The sequence below is a fragment of the Dyadobacter sp. HNCC25DJ187 genome (assembly GCF_056895255.1).
Genome location: NZ_JBXHAT010000003.1, coordinates 217,060 through 236,548 on the forward strand (window position 1 = coordinate 217,060; position 19,489 = coordinate 236,548).

Sequence of the window (19,489 nt, forward strand, 5' to 3'; positions counted from 1 at the left end):
ATTTTAAAAAGACGATTACAGCGGTCTTATGGAAGAGGTAAAACCACAATTGATAAAAATTACTTTCGACGGAATTGAAGTCGAGGTAGCACCGGGAACTACCATTATGCAAGCTGCACGTAAAATTGCAGAAGCTGATGAATCCCAGGCAGGACTTGTACCTCCTGCGATGTGCTACTACAAACCACTACCTTCCTCTGGAGGGAAATGTCGTGCATGTCTTGTGAAAGTAGCACAAGGATCTGCAAAAGATCCTCGTCCAATGCCTAAACTGGTACCATCCTGTATCACACAGGTTCAGGAAGGGATGGTTGTGGAAAATACAACTAACGAATCCGTACTGGAGACGCGTAAGAGCATCGTTGAATTCCTTCTGATCAATCACCCGCTTGATTGCCCTATCTGTGATCAGGCAGGAGAATGTCATTTGCAGGATTTTGCTTTCGAACACGGTTCTGCTAAAACACGCTATGAGGAAGAACGAAGAACCTTTGATAAAATAGATATTGGTCCGAATATCCAGCTGCACATGACACGGTGTATTTTATGCTACCGCTGCGTGTATACTGCTGACCAAATCACTAACAAGCGTGAGCATGGTGTGATGGGACGTGGTGATGCGGCTGAAATCAGTACCTATATCTCAAACGCCATTGACAACGAGTTTTCGGGCAATGTAATTGATGTATGTCCTGTTGGTGCACTGACAGATAAAACATTCCGTTTCAAAAATAGGGTATGGTTCTCTAAACCTGAGGATGCACATTGCGAATGCGATAAGTGCTCCGGCAAAGCAATTGTGTGGTACCGTGGAGACGAAGTGATCCGTGTCACAGCCAGAAAAAATGTTTGGGGTGAGGTGAATGAGTTTATCTGTAATACATGCCGCTTCGACAGAAAAAAAACCAGCGATTGGGTGTTGGAAGGACCAACCAAGGTGAAACGTAGTTCTGTCATTTCTGCCAACAAGTATCGTGCAAATTTGGTTAAGAAGCCTGATTTTGCTCTGAAACTTGCCGCTACTCAATTCAAACCTATCGACGACAGTCGTCCTTACATAACTGATAATGAGACTATCAGGGAGCAGAGTATTGAAAATAATGACAAAGCAAATCATCGTTCGTTGCTATCACATAACAACTAAACTGCTTAGCAGCCTGATTAAGTCAATAAAAAATTGAGTCAAACAAATGGAATTAACGGAGTTCGTCATTAAGACCATCACCATTGTAGTGGTTTTTGCTCTTACGCTGGTTATCGCTATGTACTCTACATGGGGAGAACGCAAAGTGGCAGGTTTTATTCAGGACCGTATGGGACCCAACCGTGCAGGGCCGGGCGGATTACTGCAACCATTAGCTGATGCTGGTAAAATGTTTTTTAAAGAGGATTTTATTCCTGCTTTGGCTAACAAATGGTTATTTATCGCTGGCCCTAGTTTAGCAATGCTCACTGCACTTCTGGCCAGTGCAGTTATTCCATTCGGAAGTACGATTAAATGGGACGGAGCCGAAGTGGTATTGCAAGGTGTTGAATCTAACATTGGTATTCTGTACGTTTTTGGTGTAGTGGCACTAGGCGTATATGGAATTATGGTGGGCGGATGGGCATCCAATAACAAATTCTCTTTGTTAGGGGCTATCCGTGCCGCATCTCAGAACATCAGTTATGAAGTAGCGATGGGGCTTTCACTGATCGCGATTTTGATGTTGAGCAGCTCACTTTCACTGGGTGAAATTGTTGCGCAACAACATGGAGGCAACTGGAATGTCTTCTATCAGCCATTGGGCTTTATTATTTTCATTACCTGTTCTTTCGCAGAATGTAACCGTGTACCCTTCGATTTGCCTGAATGTGAAACGGAGCTTGTAGGTGGCTACCACACTGAATACGGAAGTATGAAACTGGGTTTCTACCTGTTTGCCGAATACATCAATATGTTTATTTCATCGGCTATTATTTCTGTGCTCTATTTTGGTGGATACAATTATCCGGGTATGGATTGGGTGTATACGCAATTGACAGGTTCTTTTGGTCCTGAGACAGGTCATAATATTGCGACTTTGATAGGTACTGCCGTTTTCTTTGGAAAAGCATTATTCTTTGTATTCTTCTACATGTGGGTACGTTGGACGATCCCGCGTTTCCGTTACGATCAGCTGATGAACCTGGGTTGGAAAAAACTCATCCCATTGGCTATCTTTAACATCATTATCACAGGTGCAGCAGTGCTTTTCCTAAAGCCGTTGATCACAGCCTGGTTGAATTAAGAAACTATTAATACGTATTGCCATGCAATTAACCAATAGATCCAAGCAAGTAAGCAACAAAGAAATGACGCTGATGGAACGCGCCTACCTTCCCGCTATTGCGACCGGTCTGGCAATTACCATCAAACACTTTTTTGCTAAAAAAGTAACGATACAGTATCCTGAGGTCAAACGCTATCTGGGTCCTGTGTTTCGTGGTCGTCACATCCTGAAAAGAGATGAAGACGGACGTGAAAGATGTACTGCATGCGGACTTTGTGCTGTGGCATGTCCGGCAGAGGCAATTTCGATGGTGGCTGCTGAACGTGAAAAAGGAGAAGAAACACTTTATCGTGAAGAAAAATATGCAGCGGTTTATGAAGTAAATATGCTCCGTTGTATCTTCTGCGGCCTGTGTGAGGAAGCTTGTCCAAAGCAGGCAGTGTACCTGCGTCATGACGAGTTCATTCCGGTGTTTTCTGAGCGCGATCAGGTGATCTGGGGTAAGGATCTTCTTGTAGAGGATATGAACAATCGCTATACCCGTGAAGCCTGGACGAAAGAAGAAGCCCATGCGCTGGATGCAAAAAAAGCGAATGGTGAGGTAACGAATGTTGTTCCAAGAGCAATTCCCTGAATCAGATAGAACCAAGTAGCAGTAACAATTATACGTATGAATCCGACGCTGTCATTTTTTTACTTTTTGTCATTTTTGACGGTACTGAGTGCCATCATGGTGATTCTTTCAAAAAATCCAATCCATAGTGTTTTATATCTGATCCTGACATTCTTTACCCTGTCAGGTCATTATATCCTTTTAAATGCTCAGTTTCTTGCGGCGGTTAATATCATTGTTTATGCAGGAGCTATCATGGTATTATTTCTTTTTGTGATTATGTTTCTTAATATTAAACAGGATCATGAAGAAGCTAAAACTAATATTGCCAAGATCGCAGGAGCTATTGTAGGAGGAACGTTATTCGTCATCCTTTTTGGTGCTTATAAAAAAACATTACTTACATCTTACGACCCCAATACATTTGATTCTCAAATTGGTATGATTGAGAACCTTGGCAAGATGCTCTTCCGCGAATATCTGCTGCCATTTGAACTGGTTTCCATTTTATTGCTGGTCGCAATGGTGGGATCTGTGATGCTCGGGAAAAGAGAGATCGGGGAGAGGCATTTCTAAGTTTATATCAAAACATTGTGCAAACAAAAAGCGGATCCTGTGTGATCCGCTTTTTGTATATATAACATTCCCATCTGTTATAACCTACAAAGTGGAATTGTGCTGAAGTAGCATTGTTGCAGGTTGGGAATTAAATCAGTACCTCGTCTTCAGGCTTATTTCACCCAATTCTTTGATGTCGTCGTTGCTGGTAAAGATAGCTCTTCCGCCTTTAGCAATTACTTCCCAGGCAATATGGCTGGTGATGTCGTCTACCACCTCTGATCCGGTGCCGTCATCTGTTAAAGTTATAGAGAAATCATCCACGATCCTGGCAGGCTGACTGAAGCTTTCATGTGCAATTAACAAGTCTGCACGTCCTTCTTTTGAGGCCCTGTATATCTCTTGTAGGTCCGTAATTACCATTCCTTGTCCAACAGCCTCTTTCATTTCGGTGATTGACTCTCTGATGCGTTCTTTTTGATTTTGCCTGATCAACGTCCAGGCTTGTGCAGCCAACTGATGCGGTTCAGCGTTGTTGTAATCAACGGCCAGGTATCCAAGATAAGCGTCGGGTCTGTCAGCAATTTCCATGAGTCTGACGTAATTGGTTTCTGTACAGATACAAACCGTCTTGAGCCCGGTTTCATTGTAAATTTTTACTAACCCCTTATCCATTTTGTTCAGATATTCCCGAAGTGTATCATCTACTTTTTTCGGATCATTCCGTACTTCAGGATCTGCACTGATAGGAGGTTTTTCCGATGTAGGAAAATCATCATTTTTAATTTCTACATTAATAGCGTCATTAATCGCTTCAAACAGCCTTACGCCGCTTTGCGAGACAAGCAGAATCATATATTCCTCGCTTCGGTTGTATGCTTTAAGAAGTGGTTTTATCGCAAAAGAATCTGTAATGTGCACACTATCTTCTTGCGTTTTCCAAGGCGATTTGATGATTTCTTTGGTCTCCTTTGAAACAAATATGTGCAGACTATCCAAATTGTAATTGATGTCAATTTCGCTTTCCACAGCGCTAAGCTGATCTATTACAGGCTGAATTTCACGTTTATCAAACTCATTGCTCAGGCGGTCAGTCGCTTCTGAAATTAAGTTTTTAAGCACAATTCCATCACGCTCGCTGTCTGGATGTGTTCTGTGCGTATTAAGTGAAATGGTGATGGAAGGATAGCTATTTTCGTTGGCGAGTTCGGTTATTTTGTCTTTTAAAGCCATAATTGAATGTTTTAGTTAGATGAATTAATGATCATATCTGAGGTAAAATATGATTGAATTGTAATTGGCATGCTGAACCGGTAGGGTCATCAGCATATTGATATTAATTACGAGTGACTAAGAAAATGATACCAAATCCTATTATTACATTGGATTGGAAGACTGAGTTGAGTTATCTTGGGGTAGAATCGGACCTAATCATTTCTTTGGATTACGATCCATATTCAGCGTGTATCAGAAAACCATGCGCTTTTTCTGAAAGTGTGCTTAAAGTACTGATTCGTATGAAATGAATAGCTTGGAAGCTATATATAAGAGATCATTTTGCTGAATTTACGGCAGTGACTGAGGCGGAACATATCCCGGGAGAAACGGACTAATAATACATGTATGTTTCTAAGATATTGACTGAAGCTACATAACGGACGATATTGTGAACAGATGACCACAGTTGTAGCGAAATCTTCCGTTTAGCGTAATTGATAAAGCTCGGAAAGTGCTATTCCATTGGTTGCAATTCTTCAGAATTTCCTGTCCTGATAAGACAATCCCTTCTGATTTTCACAATAAATTTTCAGGCTGAAAAGAAACATAGCCCAATTATAGGCACACCAGCGGTAACAACCCGTACGCTCACGCCAGTTAAAGTGATTGAGTGTAATAGAAGTTACGCCTTCTTTTTCAGATAAATCGAAGGAAATACCAGTACCTATCCATTCTTCGTCTGACATGATGCACTTGCACTCAATTCGCTTATTCTCCTGTATTGATTGTGTGAGTATATCGAAAGAGTTAGCAAGCCATGTTAAACTCTCAGGGCTCCACGAAATCCACGTGCTCCATAATACGAATCGGCCCCGTTATGGTAAATAAAAACCCTGTTGAAACGGCGATCTCCAAAAATAGCACCACCCAGTTTTCTCACGTCAGTCGTGGTGTTTAACCAGCTGGATGTCTTTAAATCGAAATTCCCAAGCTGTTGAAGCGTGTGATATTGTTCCTCGTTCAACATTTCAATTCCCAGTTCTTCCGCCATATCTATGGCACTGTTCATGGGTTTATTGGCTTTTCTGGCGTCAAGTGCCTTTCGGTCATAACATAGGCTTCTGCGCTCCTTTGGACTTTCCGGTGAGCAGTCGAAGAAAATAAATTCTCCGGTCTTGGCATCAGTGCTTACCACATCCGGCTCACCCCCGGTAGCTTCCATTTCACTAAGTGACCAGAGCTTTTCGGGATTGGCTTCAAGTCGTGCCAGCACTTCACTCCATGCGATATCCTGATGGCGATTTATATTTTTTTCAAAGCGTGCTTTCAGGGTTTGAAGCAGCTCTTCTTTTACGTCAGCTGGTAATTCCTTTTTCATTGCTCGTGATTTTGTATGTGTTGTATACCTTTTCTAGAAAATACCGAAGCTGGTGAAAAATACTGTATCTGACTTTATGATCAGGTAATGAGGTTCGATCGTTTTATATCGTCTGACCTTAAATACCATGACAGCCCCGTAAGCTACTATAGATCTTTTTTTAGAATGCCGCTGGCAACGCTGTCCTCAATCAGTTTTTCAGCATAAGCCCAAATCGTTTCCGAGCCATTTTTAATTGCCTTTTTCTTCTCGTATACTTCTTCATAACCCACACCAAATTCTTTCCAGGTTCCACCCTGGTTGGATGTATTCTGTAGCAACGGTTCCAGACGGTCCATAGATTTAGCAAATTTGGCCTCGTTGGTTTCCCCCGCTTCAAACTCCTCCCAGATCGCGATCAACTCATCTGCCTGTTGGCGGGGGAGCATACCAAAAATGCGTTCTGCTGCGAGCCTTTCTTCATCTGTATTGGTGTGGTTCTTTACCGCGTCGTAGATAAACGTATCGCCTGCATCGATCTCTACGATATCATGTATCAGTACCATTTTTACTACTTTTAACACATCAACTTCCGCATTGGCATGTTGTGAAAGGATAATCGCCATTACAGCCAGATGCCAGCTATGCTCCGCATCATTCTCATTTCTGTCGCTATTAAAAAGCTTCGTTTTCCGCTGAATGTATTTGAGCTTATCAATTTCCTTGATGAATTCTATTTGTTGAAGTAGGTCGTTGGTTTGCATTTTTTCGAAGTTAATTTAGCTCTTCCGGATCTATAATTTGCCTTAAATGATGTTCCAAATGCGCAATGTAGTCAATGAATAAAAACTCAATTGAATGAAAGTTCTTTCTGATTTTTATACTGTATGACATTTTCTCTTCTGGAATAAGTTTGACAATCTCGAGAATATACCTGTTGTATGAAAGCCAGAAACTTATAATTTGTTGGAGATCCATTGCCTGGTGATAGCTGTATCTGTTCCATTGATTCTGATCGTAAACTATTTCTGGATTTTCTTCAAACTGTCCGCGAACAAATCTATGGTGGTTGTTTGCAGCACTATCAATCAGATGGCCAAGTATTTCTTTTTTACTCCATTTCTCGGGAGATGTTTTGTCGGAAAAATCGAATTCATCAATTTGTGCGAAAAGTGCAGGAGCAGTATCAATAATGTATTGCAATCGTTTGATCGCTTTTTCTACGGTCATATTTACCGAAATTGTTAACTGAATATATAAAACAAAAGCGCCTGAAAAGTTTCCTTCGGCAGGCTAACATTTCAAGCGCTTTAAGCTAATTCAAATGTTTCCTATACCAGCTTTTTATACTTAATCCGCTTAGGTGTCGCATCACCGCCAAGGCGTTTCTTGCGGTTTTCTTCGTATTCCGAGAAGTTACCTTCAAACCAGTATACTTGTGAGTCGCCTTCGAATGCCAGGATGTGCGTCGCTACGCGGTCGAGGAACCAACGGTCGTGACTGATGATGACGGCGCAACCTGCAAAGTTTTCAAGTCCTTCTTCCAATGCACGTAGCGTATTTATGTCCAGGTCATTGGTAGGCTCATCGAGCAGCAGTAAATTTCCACCTTCTTTTAGCGTCATCGCCAAATGCACGCGGTTTCTTTCACCACCCGACAATGTTCCCACTTTCTTTTCCTGATCGCCACCACCAAAGTTGAACCTACTCACATAGGCACGTGCATTGGCTTGTTTACCACCGAGCATAATCCATTCGTTGCCGTCCGCTACGCTTTGGTAAACGGTTTTGCTCGGATCCAGGTTGTCGTGTTCCTGATCCACATAAGCCCATTGTACTGTATCGCCTACGTCAAAATGACCACTTACCGGTTTTAGCTGTCCTGTAATCAATTTAAAAAGTGTTGTTTTACCAGCACCGTTTGGCCCGATAATCCCCACAATACCATTTGGAGGTAATGCAAAATTCAGGTTTTCATAAAGCAGCTTGTCTCCAAAGCCCATGGATACATCGTGAGCCTCTATCACCTTGTTGCCCAAACGTGGCCCGGCCGGGATAAAAAGCTCCAATTTTTCTTCTTTTTCTCTGCCTTCCTCGCCCAGCAATCTTTCATATGCTCCCAAACGCGCTTTGGACTTTGCCTGACGGCCTTTCGCGCCCATACGAACCCATTCAAGTTCGCGTTGTAAAGTTTTCTGGCGTTTCGATTCGGTTTTTTCTTCTTTCTTCAGACGCTCCTGTTTCTGCTCCAGCCAGGATGTATAGTTGCCTTTCCAGGGAATACCTTCGCCACGATCCAGTTCCAGTATCCATCCTGCTACATTATCAAGGAAATACCGGTCGTGGGTAACTGCGATTACTGTTCCTTTATATTGTCTTAAATGCTCTTCCAGCCATAATACCGATTCGGCATCAAGGTGGTTGGTAGGTTCATCAAGAAGAAGGACATCAGGCTGGCTAAGGAGTAGACGGCACAATGCAACACGGCGCTTTTCACCCCCGGAAAGTATGGATATAGAGGTCTCGGATGGAGGGCATCTTAGCGCATCCATTGCAATTTCGAGCCGATTATCAAGATTCCATGCATCCAGTGTGTCCAGTTTTTCCTGCACTTCACCTTGTCTTTCCAGTAATTTGTCAAAATCAGCATCTTCCTCACCAAAAGCTTCATTGATCTGATCAAATTCTTTTAACAGGTCTACGATCTCCTGTACACCTTCTTCTACAACCTCTCTGACGGTTTTGGTAGGATCCAGCTTCGGCTCCTGTTCCAGCATACCAACAGAGTAGCCGGGAGAGAAAACTACCTCACCCTGAATATCTTTATCTATGCCTGCAATGACACGTAGTAGGGTTGATTTACCTGATCCGTTCAGACCTAAAACCCCAATTTTAGCACCATAAAAAAAGGATAAATAAATATTTTTAATGATATGACGGTTTGGGGGAATCACTTTGTTAACCCCAGACATTGAGAAAATAATGGTTTCGTTACTCATTTTTTAGTTAATTTGTGCGTAACAAATATCGTTATATCCCTACACTTAGCAGATAAAAAAAATTAAAGAATGGAAAATGCCACACTGAATGATGAATACGGCTACGTCAAAGACAGCAAAGTATTTTTAAAGGGGTATCTGGATTTCCCCGACCGGCAAATTGGAGAAGTAAAAAGGACAGAGCAGGAGGCCATTGATTATTTTAAAAATCGGTTTGTTATCGTTCTCAACAAGGTTGAGCAGCTGGAAAGCGAAATTGACGAAGCACTCAACAAAGGCTCCTATCTGACAAAGTTGATTCAATTACAAAGGAAACTCAAAGGGTTTGATGCCCTTGGCGATTTCGTACCATTGTTGGACCGGCTTGAAAAGAAAGAAGAGTACCTGCGTGAGCTGATCGAGGTAAATCAGCTCAAAAATCTGGAAATTAAACGTGCACTGATTGAGGATGTTACTGCAGCTGCAGCCATTGAAGATTACGCCGCCGCTACGGATCAGATTCAGGAGATCAAAGCGAAATGGATACGCACAGGGCCTGTAGAGAAGGAATATCAGGAAGAAGTGGAAACCAAATTTCAGGATATTCTTGATAATTTCTTCCAGAGACGCCGGGATTACTTTGATGAGCAGAACCGCATTAATCAGGAACGTATTGATGAATATGAACGCCTGATAAAAATTACGAAGACACTGAGTTACTCGCGTGATCTGGATGATGCTTACTCAAAAGCAAGGGATGTACGGAATGCATGGAACAACGTAGGTGAAGTTCCGCCGAAGCGTTTCTTCAAGGTGAATAAAGCCTACAGACACTTCCTGAAATTATTTTACGATAAATATAACCTGGCCAAAGGGATTGAACCTAAAGTACGTATTGACCCGCGTATCGTGGAACAACAAAAGTTGCTTGCTACCGCAGAGCAACTCCTTCGTCAGCCGGATATCATAGGCGCATCAGTAGAAGCAAAAGCGCTGCTGAGTCAATGGAAGGAAATTAAAATTCCTTTCAAGTTAGCAGACAAGGAGCTTGCTGAACGTTTCAGAATGGTATGCGATAAGATTTTTGAATTGAGTTATTTGGCACGTGTGATCAGCCGCAAGTATCCGGCATTTGATCTGAAAAGTGAAGAAGAGCAGCTGCGTACCAAACACCGCGAACTGGAATGGCTCGCCAAACGCGAAAAAAGCGATCTGGAATTTGCGATTATAGAATTTGATAGAACAGCCACCGGTGATCCTGATATAGATAAACAGGCAATGGGCCGTATCAATATTCAGAAACGCAAAGTGGCAATGAAAGAAAGAATCCTTTCCGAGTTTGAGCGAAAACTGAAATCGATCACGGGTTAAGGTTACAAAGAGGTTCACAGAGAAATAGAAGAGGTACACGGAGATTAAATGTCTTTGTGTACCTTTTTTATGTTCTTTAGCTCAGTGCAAACCAAACTGGAAGCCGCAGAGAAATGAGCCACGGATGAACAGATAATCACGAATTTTAAGATCAAAATGGAGTCAATCCGTGTTTATTCGTGCATTCGTGGCAGCTTTAATTTTAGAACCTTTGGCCTTTTGTCACCTCAACCAGGCACAGATACTTTCAACGAAGATTTCTGAATTACAAGATTTGACTGCAATACTCTGGTTTCATAATGGGCAGGAGGATTTTTACTCTCTATCAGATCAAGTAATAGCGAAGTAGCCTGTTGTCCCATTTCAAAAGAAGGTTGCGTGATTGCGCTGATCGGTGGATCCATAAGTGAAGCGAGACTCAGATCGCAAAAACCGATCACGGCCACGTCGTCAGGCATCTTATAACCAAGTTGGCGTAATGCCCAGTGGATACCCATTGTAATTCTATCACTGGCTCCCAATATTGCGTCGGGCCGGTTTCGTAGTGCCATGAGTTGGTAGGTCCTTTCAGTACCACCTTCCTGGGTAATCGGGCTATGTAACACCCATTCATCCTGAAATTCCATCCCATGCTTTTTTAACGCATCCCTGTATCCTTCCAGTCGGTTTCTGGTGATGGACACCGGCTGAGGGCCGGCAATATGTGCGATTCGTTTACAACCCTGGGAAATAAGATGTTCTGTTGCTTCGAAAGCCCCTTTGTAGTCATCAACCCGTACTTTATGTGTTTCTAAGCCGTCAAGTACCCGGTCGAATAATACTACCGGAATGCCCTGTTCCTGTAATTCGACAAAATGGTCCATGTTTTCCGACTGGCTGGATATGGCAACAACGAGGCCATCTACTCTTCTCTGAGCTATATGGCGCGTGGCCGACATTTCCCTGTCACGCAATTCATGACTTTGGTATATCATGGTATGATAACCGCGACTGTAAGCAATATCTTCCACACCTCCGATAGTGGATGAATAAAAACGGTTAGCGATATCCGGCACAATGACACCAATCGTATGCGTCCGATTTTTCAGTAAACTTAATGCGATAGGATTAGGGGAATAGTGAAGCGATTCTGCAAGGTCTATCACTTTTTTTTTGGTTTCTTCACTAATCTCACTGCTATCCCGAAGTGCTCTGGAAACGGTGGATTTTGATATATCTAAAAGCCGTGCAATTTCCTTAATGGTAACGGATGTTTTCTTCATTTACGGAGTATTATCAGAATAATGCAATTTTGATATTTTTTCTGGCAAATTCACTAATCGGGCATTAATGCGTAAAAATAGAGAATCGATAAAAGTTCCGGGAAAAAACAGCAAAACGGGAACGGTTCCGGGAACGGTTGCGTAAATATATTCATTTTTTCAAGAATATATTTTGCATATCAACGAGTGAGTAGCTAAACTAGTTATGTTTTTAGACCAAACAACGGACCATACACCACAGTATTTCAAGGAATTTTTCAATTGTTAACCTATCATCATCCTGAATGGAAACGAAGACTTTTACCAGCACATTACCGTCGGTACATTCCCAGAAAAATGTTTTGGAAAACCTGTTTGGAAGGGTAGTTGCGAATGGAGATTATTATGCATTTCGTGAACTGTTTACACAGAATTACAGAGCACTGTGTAACTATGCGATGCGGGTGGTGGTAACCCGCGAAATTGCCGAGGAAGTGGTATCCGATGTGTTTGTCAAGCTTTGGAAAAACCGTGAGCAGATTGAAGTGCACACTTCTTTTCAGGCCTATATATACCGGGCGGTAAGAAATCAGGCACTGGATTATCTGAAACTGAGAGTACATCGCCAATACGAAAGAGAATCGCTGGAATCTGTTCAATGGAATATGACCCATGCAGATCATCACTCGCCTGCAGAAGAAATGTCTTTCAATGAATTTTACGATCATATCGAAGGCTGCATAAATGACCTGCCACGTCAGTGTCAGATTATTTTTCGCTTAAGCCGTGAAGAAGGTTTGCGTTATCGTGACATTGCAGAACGCCTTGCGATTTCTGTTAAAACAGTAGAAACACAAATGAGCCGCGCGCTGAAAGTCTTGCGTGAAAGAGTGCCTGAGCACAGGTTGGTAGCTTAAAACTTCGGCTATCAGCTGTCAGCAATCGGCCGGATTGCGCACTGATTTAAAATTTCAATACATTTACAATACAACAAAATTAATTCAGGCGAACTGCCAGCAGCTATATGCCAATAGCCTTGTGCTTAAAGACGATAGCTGTCAGCCGAAAGCCGATAGCTTATTAAATATGCCTTTAGAACAAACATGGCGTTGGTTCGGTCCTAATGACCCTGTCTCGCTATCAGATATACGCCAGGCAGGTGCCACTGGAATTGTTACTGCCTTGCATCATATTCCCAACGGACAAGTTTGGGAAGTCAATGAAATTCTGAAAAGAAAGGAAGAAATAGAAAATGCGGGTCTTACCTGGTCGGTAGTAGAAAGTGTACCGGTTCACGAAGCGATTAAAACGCGTACCGGCAACTTTGAAACATATATTGCCAATTATCAGCAATCACTGATTAATCTGGGACAATGCGGCATTGATACCGTTTGCTACAACTTTATGCCAGTTCTGGACTGGACACGTACGGATCTTAATGCTCCGATGAAAGACGGATCAACCGGATTGCGGTTTGATGCCACCCAGTTTGCTGCTTTTGATCTGTATTTGCTCAAAAGAGAAGCTGCGCAGGAAGCGTATAGCGATGAGGAAAAGACGAAGGCTAAAACCTGGCTTGATAATGCCTCTGAAGATGCTGTGAATCTGTTGGTTCGCAATATCATCGCCGGCTTACCTGGTTCGGAAGAAAGTTTTACTATTGAAGAGTTCAGAGCAGTACTTGATACTTATAGCAATGTAGGTGATTTGGAACTGCGCACACATTTATATCGATTTATTCAGGCAATCGGGCCGGTTGCAGCGCAATCAGGCATCCGACTGGCCATACATCCTGACGATCCTCCATATCCGATTCTGGGGTTACCGCGTGTAGTCAGCACGGAAAGTGATGCTTTGCGCCTGTTGGAAGCATATAATCACGAAGCGAACGGTATATGTTTCTGTACCGGGTCTTATGGTGTCCGTGCAGACAACGACCTGGCTGGAATGGCTGCCCGTCTTGGGTCACGCATCCATTTTATACATTTGAGAGCCACAACCCGCGAGGCAGACGGAAGTTTTTATGAAGCCGATCATCTCGATGGAGACGTGGATATGTACGGGGTGATGAAGGCGTTGATCGAAGAGCAAAGGAAACGTAGGGACGATGGACGTGCCGACTTACGAATGCCTTTCCGTCCGGACCATGGTCACCGTATGCTGGATGATCTTTCTGCTACCAAAAGGACGAATCCAGGTTATACAGCCATCGGACGTTTACGAGGTCTGGCTGAACTACGTGGTCTTGAGATGGGTATAGAAAAAAGTTTGAAATAGTAATTAGTGCCTGAAATGGCATCATCAATTCAAATACCGCGGCTGGCAGCTAATTGCTCACAGTCTAAAGCTAAACACAATGGCAACTTCAACTGCACAAAAAACATTTATTGATGAAAATTTCCTGCTGAAAACAGAAACAGCACAGGTTTTGTATCATGAGTATTCTAAAAACATGCCTATTATAGATTACCATTGCCATCTTCCGCCAGATCAAATTGCTGAAAACAGGCAGTTTGAGAACCTGACGCAGGCCTGGCTATATGGTGATCATTACAAATGGCGCGCAATGCGTTCCAACGGGATCAATGAAAAGTACTGTACAGGTGATGCAAGCGATTGGGAGAAGTTTGAGCAATGGGCGGCCACGGTTCCCTACACGATGCGCAACCCGCTGTATCACTGGACACACCTGGAACTGCTTCGTTATTTTGATATTGACATTCTTTTGAACAAAGACACGGCACGTGAGATATATGATGAGTGTTCAGCCAAACTGAAACGCCCGGATTTCAACGTGAGAAGTTTGTTGCAGAAAATGAATGTAAAGGTGGTTTGTACTACAGATGATCCGGTTGATTCTCTTGCTTATCACCAACAGATCAGCGAAAGCGGTTTCGATCTGCGTGTATTGCCTACGTTCCGTCCGGATAAAGCCATGCTTCTGATTGATACACCAGCCGATTTTCAGCAATACTTATCCAAACTGGCCGATGTAGCTGGCACCAGTGCAATTGCCTCTTATGAAGACTTGCTGGCCGCCCTTCAGAAACGTCATGATTTCTTTGCCGAAATGGGTGGAAAACTATCAGATCATGGTCTGGAGCATATTTATTCTTCTTTTGATGAAAATGCAGCTAAGCAGGCATTCGCTGCAGCCATCAAAGGAGAGCAGCCAAGTGCAGAGCAGAGTCTGGCATTTAAATCTGTGTTGCTGTATGACCTTGCGAAACTGGATCATGCGAAGTCCTGGACGCAGCAATTCCACCTGGGTGCTTTAAGAAACAACAATGCCCGCATGCTGAGAGAACTTGGTCCTGATACAGGTTGGGATTCCATTGGTGATTATAGTCAGGCACAGGCATTATCGAAATTCCTTAATAAACTGGATACGACGGATCAGCTTGCCAAAACAATTCTTTACAATCTGAATCCTGCTGACAATGAAGTATTGGCTACGATGATCGGTAACTACAACGATGGCACAGTGGCTGGAAAAATGCAGTTCGGATCAGGCTGGTGGTTTTTGGATCAAAAGGATGGTATGGAAAAACAGATGAATGCATTGTCTAATATGGGGCTGCTTAGCCGCTTTGTCGGAATGCTTACAGACTCCCGCAGCTTCCTTTCCTACCCGCGTCACGAGTACTTCCGAAGAATTCTTTGTAACCTCATTGGTAATGATGTTGAAAACGGAGAATTACCAAAGGATATTCCATGGCTGGGTCAGATGGTATCCGATATATCTTACAACAATGCGAAGAATTATTTCGGATTTTAAAGGTAGGTTTTAGATACACATCACTTATGCCGGATAATGAAATAGCCCAAAACTTTATGTTAAGGGCTATTTTATTATTTATTAGCTTATTTTTGAACAGATATTCCAATTATTCAAGGATTTGTTGCCGGTTTGCTAGCCGGACAGCAGTCAACAGCTTTTCAATATGGCTCAGATAATTTCTTTTGGGGAAGTGCTTATGCGACTTTCTACACCGGGTTTTTCCCGTTTTGAACAAGCCCGTCAGTTGAACGTAACGTATGCCGGAGGCGAAGCCAATGTATCGGCAGCGCTGGCTTATTGGGGGCATGATACCGCTCACGTGACGCGCTTCCCTGATTCGCCCATCGGTCGTGCAGCCTCTCAGTACCTGGCTACACATGGAGTCGATACATCGCATATTGTTTACGGAGGACCTCGTATGGCGGTTTATTTCCTTGAAACAGGTGCTGCATTACGTGGAAGTCAAATTGTATATGACCGCGCCAATTCTTCTCTTGCAACGATTGAGCCCGAGGAAATCAATTGGGACGAAATCCTGAAAGATGCCAAATGGTTTCATTGGGCGGGAATTACCCCTGCTCTTTCACAAGGCGCGGCAGATACTTTATTGAACGGTATTAAAACGGCACGGAAATATGGACTGACCGTTTCAGGAGATATTTTTTATCGTGCTAATCTATGGAAATACGGAAAAAAACCATCTGACATATTGCCGGAACTGACAGCAGGAACCGACATAGTAATTGCTAACAAAGAGAATATTCTTGAAATTTTCGGGATAGAAGGAAACGATTTTGTAGAAGCAAGTGTCAATCTACAGAAGGCATACCCACAGGTAAGCAAGGTGGTAGATACGAAAAGAACATCAATCAGCGCTTCTCATAACCTTTTACGCGCCCTGCTTTGGAACGGAAAAGAGCTGTTGGAAACTGCTGATATAGAGATAAATCCGATTATTGACCGTGTGGGTGGAGGGGATGCTTTCATTGCAGGTTTGATTCACGGATTAATTTCATTTGATGATGACCAGAAGGCACTCGAATTTGGGGTAGCTGCTTCTGCACTGAAACATACCATAGAGGGAGATGCCCTGATTTCAACCGAAGCAGAAGTAGAAGCGATTCGTCAGGGAGAAACGTCAGGCAGAATCAAGAGATAAATATTAAAATCAAAGTTTCAAAAGAGCGATCGCCTATGGCGAAGGCTCACAGCTAAACATAAGATGGATAAGGAAACAACGTTGGTTTTATTGAATGAAGTAGGCGTACTGCCTCTGTTTTACCATGCAGATGTAGAAATCGCGAAGGAAGTAATCAATGCCAGCTACAGAGGTGGTGCACGGGTTTTCGAATTTACCAATCGTGGTGAAAATGCTTACAATGTATTTGTGGAGCTTTTGGCTTATGTAAAGGAAAGTCTGCCGGGTTTATCATTCGGAATAGGTACGATCTATGATGCAGAAACAGCACAACGTTTTATTGATGCAGGTACGGACTTTATTGTCACACCATGCCTGAACCCCGAAGTAGGTAAGGTTTGTGCAGTAGCAAACATTCCCTGGATCCCTGGAATTACTACGCTTACGGAGATATACAATGCACAACAGGCGGGAGCCGAAGTCGTGAAGCTTTTCCCTGGTGAAGTAGTAGGTTCTAAGTTTGTGAAAGCAGTGAAAGGACCTATGCCAAATATCAAAATCATGGTAACAGGAGGCGTACAGCCTACAAAGGAAAGTATAGATGAATGGTTTGGAGCAGGTGCATATGCAGTAGGATTAGGTTCCAATCTATTTCCTAAAGAGGTACTGGCAACAGGCGATTATGGCTGGATACAGCAAAAAGTTTCAGAAAGTATAGACCTTGTAAGACAATTCAGGGCACAATCCTGATTGAAATTAATATAAAAAATAGGAACATGGCCGGGAGTTTACTTCCGGCTATTTTTTTTGTGCTTCTGTTTATTCTGCCAATCGGTATAGGTAATTTTTGGATAAAGGCGTTATTTGTTAATTGTCCCGAACATCAAATCTTGCTAACTTCGCTCCGAATCAGTTTCAATACCTGCAATGACTCAAATTAATAATATTCGTAAAATACATTTTATATCGATTGGTGGTAGTGTAATGCACAATCTGGCCATCGAACTTCATCTGAAGGGCTTTCTGGTTACCGGCTCTGATGATGAAATATATGAACCTTCCTCAAGCCGCCTGGCACAATATGAATTATTACCTGAAAAGACAGGCTGGTATCCTGAGAAAGTGACCCTCGATCTCGAAGCCGTGATATTAGGAATGCATGCACGCCAGGATAATCCTGAGCTGGCAAAAGCCAAAGAATTGGGAATTAAAATTTATTCCTATCCTGAATATATCTTTGAACAAAGTCAGAATAAGCAACGTGTCGTTATAGCAGGAAGTCATGGTAAAACTACGATCACTTCTATGGTATTGCACGTGCTTCAATTCAATAAGCGGCAATTCAATTATCTGGTAGGTGCGCAGCTGGACGGTTTTGAAAATATGGTGAAACTTTCAGACGAAGCTCCTCTTATCGTATTGGAGGGTGATGAGTACTTTACATCTCCTCTGGACCATACGCCCAAGTTCATGCACTACCAGCCACATATCGCATTGATCAGCGGTATCGCATGGGATCATTTCAATGTATTTCCAACATGGGAATCTTACGTGAAGCAATTTGAGCTACTGGCAGATTCACTACCTAAAGCCGGCACCATTATATACGATGAAACAGACGACATGCTCGATGTCATCGGGCAGAAAGAGCGTATTGATGTTGTTAATATGGCATATCATGTTCATCCGAACAAGATTGAAGACGGAAAAACGATATTGATTACCGCGGAACAGGGAGAAGTACCAGTTCTTGTATTCGGGGATCACAATATGAAAAATATCAGTGGAGCCAGAGCGGTATGTGAACGTGTAGGGATTACAGATGAAGCATTTTATGCAGCCATTCAGTCGTTCAAAGGTGCTTCCAAGCGTATGGAAATGCTCGCTCAAAACGATACGACATCGGTTTACCGCGACTTTGCACACGCTCCGTCGAAAGTAGGTGCAACAACTGAAGCAGTGCATGAGCAGTTTCCTGCCAGAACATTGGTAGCAGTAGCGGAATTACATACGTTCAGTAGTCTGAACAAAGAATTTCTAAGGCAATACAGACGTAAGCTGGATGCTGCAGATGTGGCTGTAGTTTATTTTAACCCGCTTACTCTTGAACATAAAAGACTGGAGCCACTCAGCGAAGAAGATATCATCAAAGCTTTCAAAAGAGAGGATCTGGAAGTATTTACCAAAGTGGAAGATTTGGAAGCATTTCTGAAAAACCAAAATTGGGAGAATACCAATTTGCTGTTGATGAGCTCAGGTACTTTCGGGGATATTGATCTGAAAGCCTTAGTGGAAGACATCGTGAAGTAGTTCACGCTCATGTATACAACGATCATTTAGTTTTAAAATAACAATGCGCTCCATAGTAGTTTACTGCGGTTCCAATTTTGGAAAAAGTCCTGTTTACGCAGAGCAGGCCTATGCACTCGGAAAAGAGTTGGCAGCGAGAAAGATTAACGTTATCTATGGTGGCGGGAATATGGGATTGATGGGGCGTGTGGCCGACGGATCGCTGGAAAATAGTGGTACGGTTACAGGAATCATTCCTAATTTTTTGGCCAAACTGGAAGTGGCTCAAAAAACACTGACTGAACTGCATTTTGTGGAAACTATGCATGAGCGTAAAGCGAAGATGGTTTCCCTGTCAGATGGTGTAATAGCTTTGCCTGGCGGATATGGTACTTTTGATGAACTATTTGAAATCCTGACCTGGGCACAATTGAAAATTTTTGATGGTCCGGTGGGTGTATTAAACGTAAATGGATATTATGATCTGTTGATTCTTCAGCTGGATAAAATGGTGGAAGAAGGATTTTTACATATTGATTATCGTCAATTGCTGATTGTTGCAGACAATGCCGTAGAGCTTCTTAGCAACATGGAGGCTTTTGTAAAAATGAAAACAGAAAATAAGCCGCTTGATAAAACGTTATAGGTGAATGAAGATCATGATATTTGCAAGAATGTCGGATCAACGTAACA

Annotated in this window: 19 protein-coding genes; 12 read left to right on the top strand and 7 right to left on the bottom strand. The window is 42.7% G+C overall.

What is annotated here, in order from left to right:
* Positions 1-28 precede the first annotated feature (28 nt).
* Genes AC1XUE_RS22190 through AC1XUE_RS22205 form a run of 4 tightly spaced genes read left to right on the top strand, consistent with a single transcriptional unit; the run spans position 29 to position 3,441 of the window.
* On the top strand, positions 29-1,144 hold the full coding sequence (locus AC1XUE_RS22190; protein WP_483358204.1) for an NADH-quinone oxidoreductase subunit G: 1,116 nt from the start codon (positions 29-31) through the stop codon (positions 1,142-1,144).
* A gap of 46 nt (positions 1,145-1,190) precedes the next feature.
* A complete protein-coding gene (nuoH, locus tag AC1XUE_RS22195; protein WP_483358205.1) occupies positions 1,191-2,270 on the top strand; it encodes an NADH-quinone oxidoreductase subunit NuoH in 1,080 nt (359 codons plus the stop codon).
* Between the two features lie 22 nt (positions 2,271-2,292).
* Positions 2,293-2,886 (top strand): NuoI/complex I 23 kDa subunit family protein, encoded by a 594-nt coding sequence (locus AC1XUE_RS22200; protein ID WP_483358206.1) that lies wholly within the window; start codon positions 2,293-2,295, stop codon positions 2,884-2,886.
* Between the two features lie 36 nt (positions 2,887-2,922).
* The gene (locus tag AC1XUE_RS22205; RefSeq protein WP_483358207.1) at positions 2,923-3,441 is read left to right on the top strand and encodes an NADH-quinone oxidoreductase subunit J family protein; all 519 of its coding nucleotides are present in this window, start codon (positions 2,923-2,925) and stop codon (positions 3,439-3,441) included.
* Between the two features lie 135 nt (positions 3,442-3,576).
* Here AC1XUE_RS22205 and AC1XUE_RS22210 read toward each other — a convergent pair whose 3' ends face one another.
* The 6 genes from AC1XUE_RS22210 to ettA all read right to left on the bottom strand — a co-directional run bounded on the left by AC1XUE_RS22210 (position 3,577) and on the right by ettA (position 8,997).
* On the bottom strand, positions 3,577-4,656 hold the full coding sequence (locus AC1XUE_RS22210; protein WP_483358208.1) for a baeRF3 domain-containing protein: 1,080 nt from the start codon (positions 4,654-4,656) through the stop codon (positions 3,577-3,579).
* Positions 4,657-5,177: 521 nt separating this feature from the next.
* Positions 5,178-5,387: a hypothetical protein gene (locus AC1XUE_RS22215; RefSeq protein WP_483358209.1), complete on the bottom strand. Its 210-nt coding sequence runs from the start codon at positions 5,385-5,387 to the stop codon at positions 5,178-5,180.
* A 74-nt stretch (positions 5,388-5,461) separates the two neighbouring features.
* A complete protein-coding gene (locus AC1XUE_RS22220; RefSeq protein ID WP_483358210.1) occupies positions 5,462-6,019 on the bottom strand; it encodes a DUF4256 domain-containing protein in 558 nt (185 codons plus the stop codon).
* Positions 6,020-6,165: 146 nt separating this feature from the next.
* The gene (locus tag AC1XUE_RS22225; RefSeq protein WP_483358211.1) at positions 6,166-6,762 is read right to left on the bottom strand and encodes an HD domain-containing protein; all 597 of its coding nucleotides are present in this window, start codon (positions 6,760-6,762) and stop codon (positions 6,166-6,168) included.
* A 10-nt stretch (positions 6,763-6,772) separates the two neighbouring features.
* Positions 6,773-7,228, bottom strand: a complete 456-nt coding sequence (locus tag AC1XUE_RS22230) for a DinB family protein (RefSeq protein WP_483358212.1) — start codon at positions 7,226-7,228, stop codon at positions 6,773-6,775.
* 101 nt (positions 7,229-7,329) lie between these two features.
* Positions 7,330-8,997 (bottom strand): energy-dependent translational throttle protein EttA, encoded by a 1,668-nt coding sequence (ettA, locus tag AC1XUE_RS22235; protein ID WP_483358213.1) that lies wholly within the window; start codon positions 8,995-8,997, stop codon positions 7,330-7,332.
* A gap of 69 nt (positions 8,998-9,066) precedes the next feature.
* On the opposite strand from ettA, the gene AC1XUE_RS22240 reads away from it, so the two are divergent.
* Positions 9,067-10,347 (top strand): DUF349 domain-containing protein, encoded by a 1,281-nt coding sequence (locus AC1XUE_RS22240; RefSeq protein WP_483358214.1) that lies wholly within the window; start codon positions 9,067-9,069, stop codon positions 10,345-10,347.
* 227 nt (positions 10,348-10,574) lie between these two features.
* Here AC1XUE_RS22240 and AC1XUE_RS22245 read toward each other — a convergent pair whose 3' ends face one another.
* On the bottom strand, positions 10,575-11,609 hold the full coding sequence (locus AC1XUE_RS22245; RefSeq protein ID WP_483358215.1) for a LacI family DNA-binding transcriptional regulator: 1,035 nt from the start codon (positions 11,607-11,609) through the stop codon (positions 10,575-10,577).
* A gap of 284 nt (positions 11,610-11,893) precedes the next feature.
* Here AC1XUE_RS22245 and AC1XUE_RS22250 point away from each other — a divergent pair, with 284 nt between their 5' ends.
* From AC1XUE_RS22250 to AC1XUE_RS22280, 7 genes are all read left to right on the top strand, one after another.
* The gene (locus AC1XUE_RS22250; RefSeq protein WP_483358216.1) at positions 11,894-12,505 is read left to right on the top strand and encodes an RNA polymerase sigma-70 factor; all 612 of its coding nucleotides are present in this window, start codon (positions 11,894-11,896) and stop codon (positions 12,503-12,505) included.
* Positions 12,506-12,674: 169 nt separating this feature from the next.
* Positions 12,675-13,865: a mannonate dehydratase gene (uxuA, locus tag AC1XUE_RS22255; protein WP_483358217.1), complete on the top strand. Its 1,191-nt coding sequence runs from the start codon at positions 12,675-12,677 to the stop codon at positions 13,863-13,865.
* Positions 13,866-13,944: 79 nt separating this feature from the next.
* Positions 13,945-15,366 carry a glucuronate isomerase gene (gene uxaC / locus AC1XUE_RS22260; protein WP_483358218.1) on the top strand — a complete coding sequence of 474 codons (1,422 nt, stop codon included), beginning with the start codon at positions 13,945-13,947 and terminating at the stop codon, positions 15,364-15,366.
* A gap of 166 nt (positions 15,367-15,532) precedes the next feature.
* Complete coding sequence (locus AC1XUE_RS22265) at positions 15,533-16,528, top strand: PfkB family carbohydrate kinase (protein ID WP_483358219.1); 996 nt, start codon at positions 15,533-15,535, stop codon at positions 16,526-16,528.
* 63 nt (positions 16,529-16,591) lie between these two features.
* A complete protein-coding gene (locus tag AC1XUE_RS22270; RefSeq protein WP_483358220.1) occupies positions 16,592-17,257 on the top strand; it encodes a bifunctional 4-hydroxy-2-oxoglutarate aldolase/2-dehydro-3-deoxy-phosphogluconate aldolase in 666 nt (221 codons plus the stop codon).
* Between the two features lie 177 nt (positions 17,258-17,434).
* A complete protein-coding gene (locus tag AC1XUE_RS22275) occupies positions 17,435-18,817 on the top strand; it encodes a UDP-N-acetylmuramate--L-alanine ligase (protein ID WP_483358221.1) in 1,383 nt (460 codons plus the stop codon).
* A 43-nt stretch (positions 18,818-18,860) separates the two neighbouring features.
* Positions 18,861-19,442 (top strand): LOG family protein, encoded by a 582-nt coding sequence (locus tag AC1XUE_RS22280; RefSeq protein ID WP_483358222.1) that lies wholly within the window; start codon positions 18,861-18,863, stop codon positions 19,440-19,442.
* Positions 19,443-19,489: the final 47 nt, after the last annotated feature.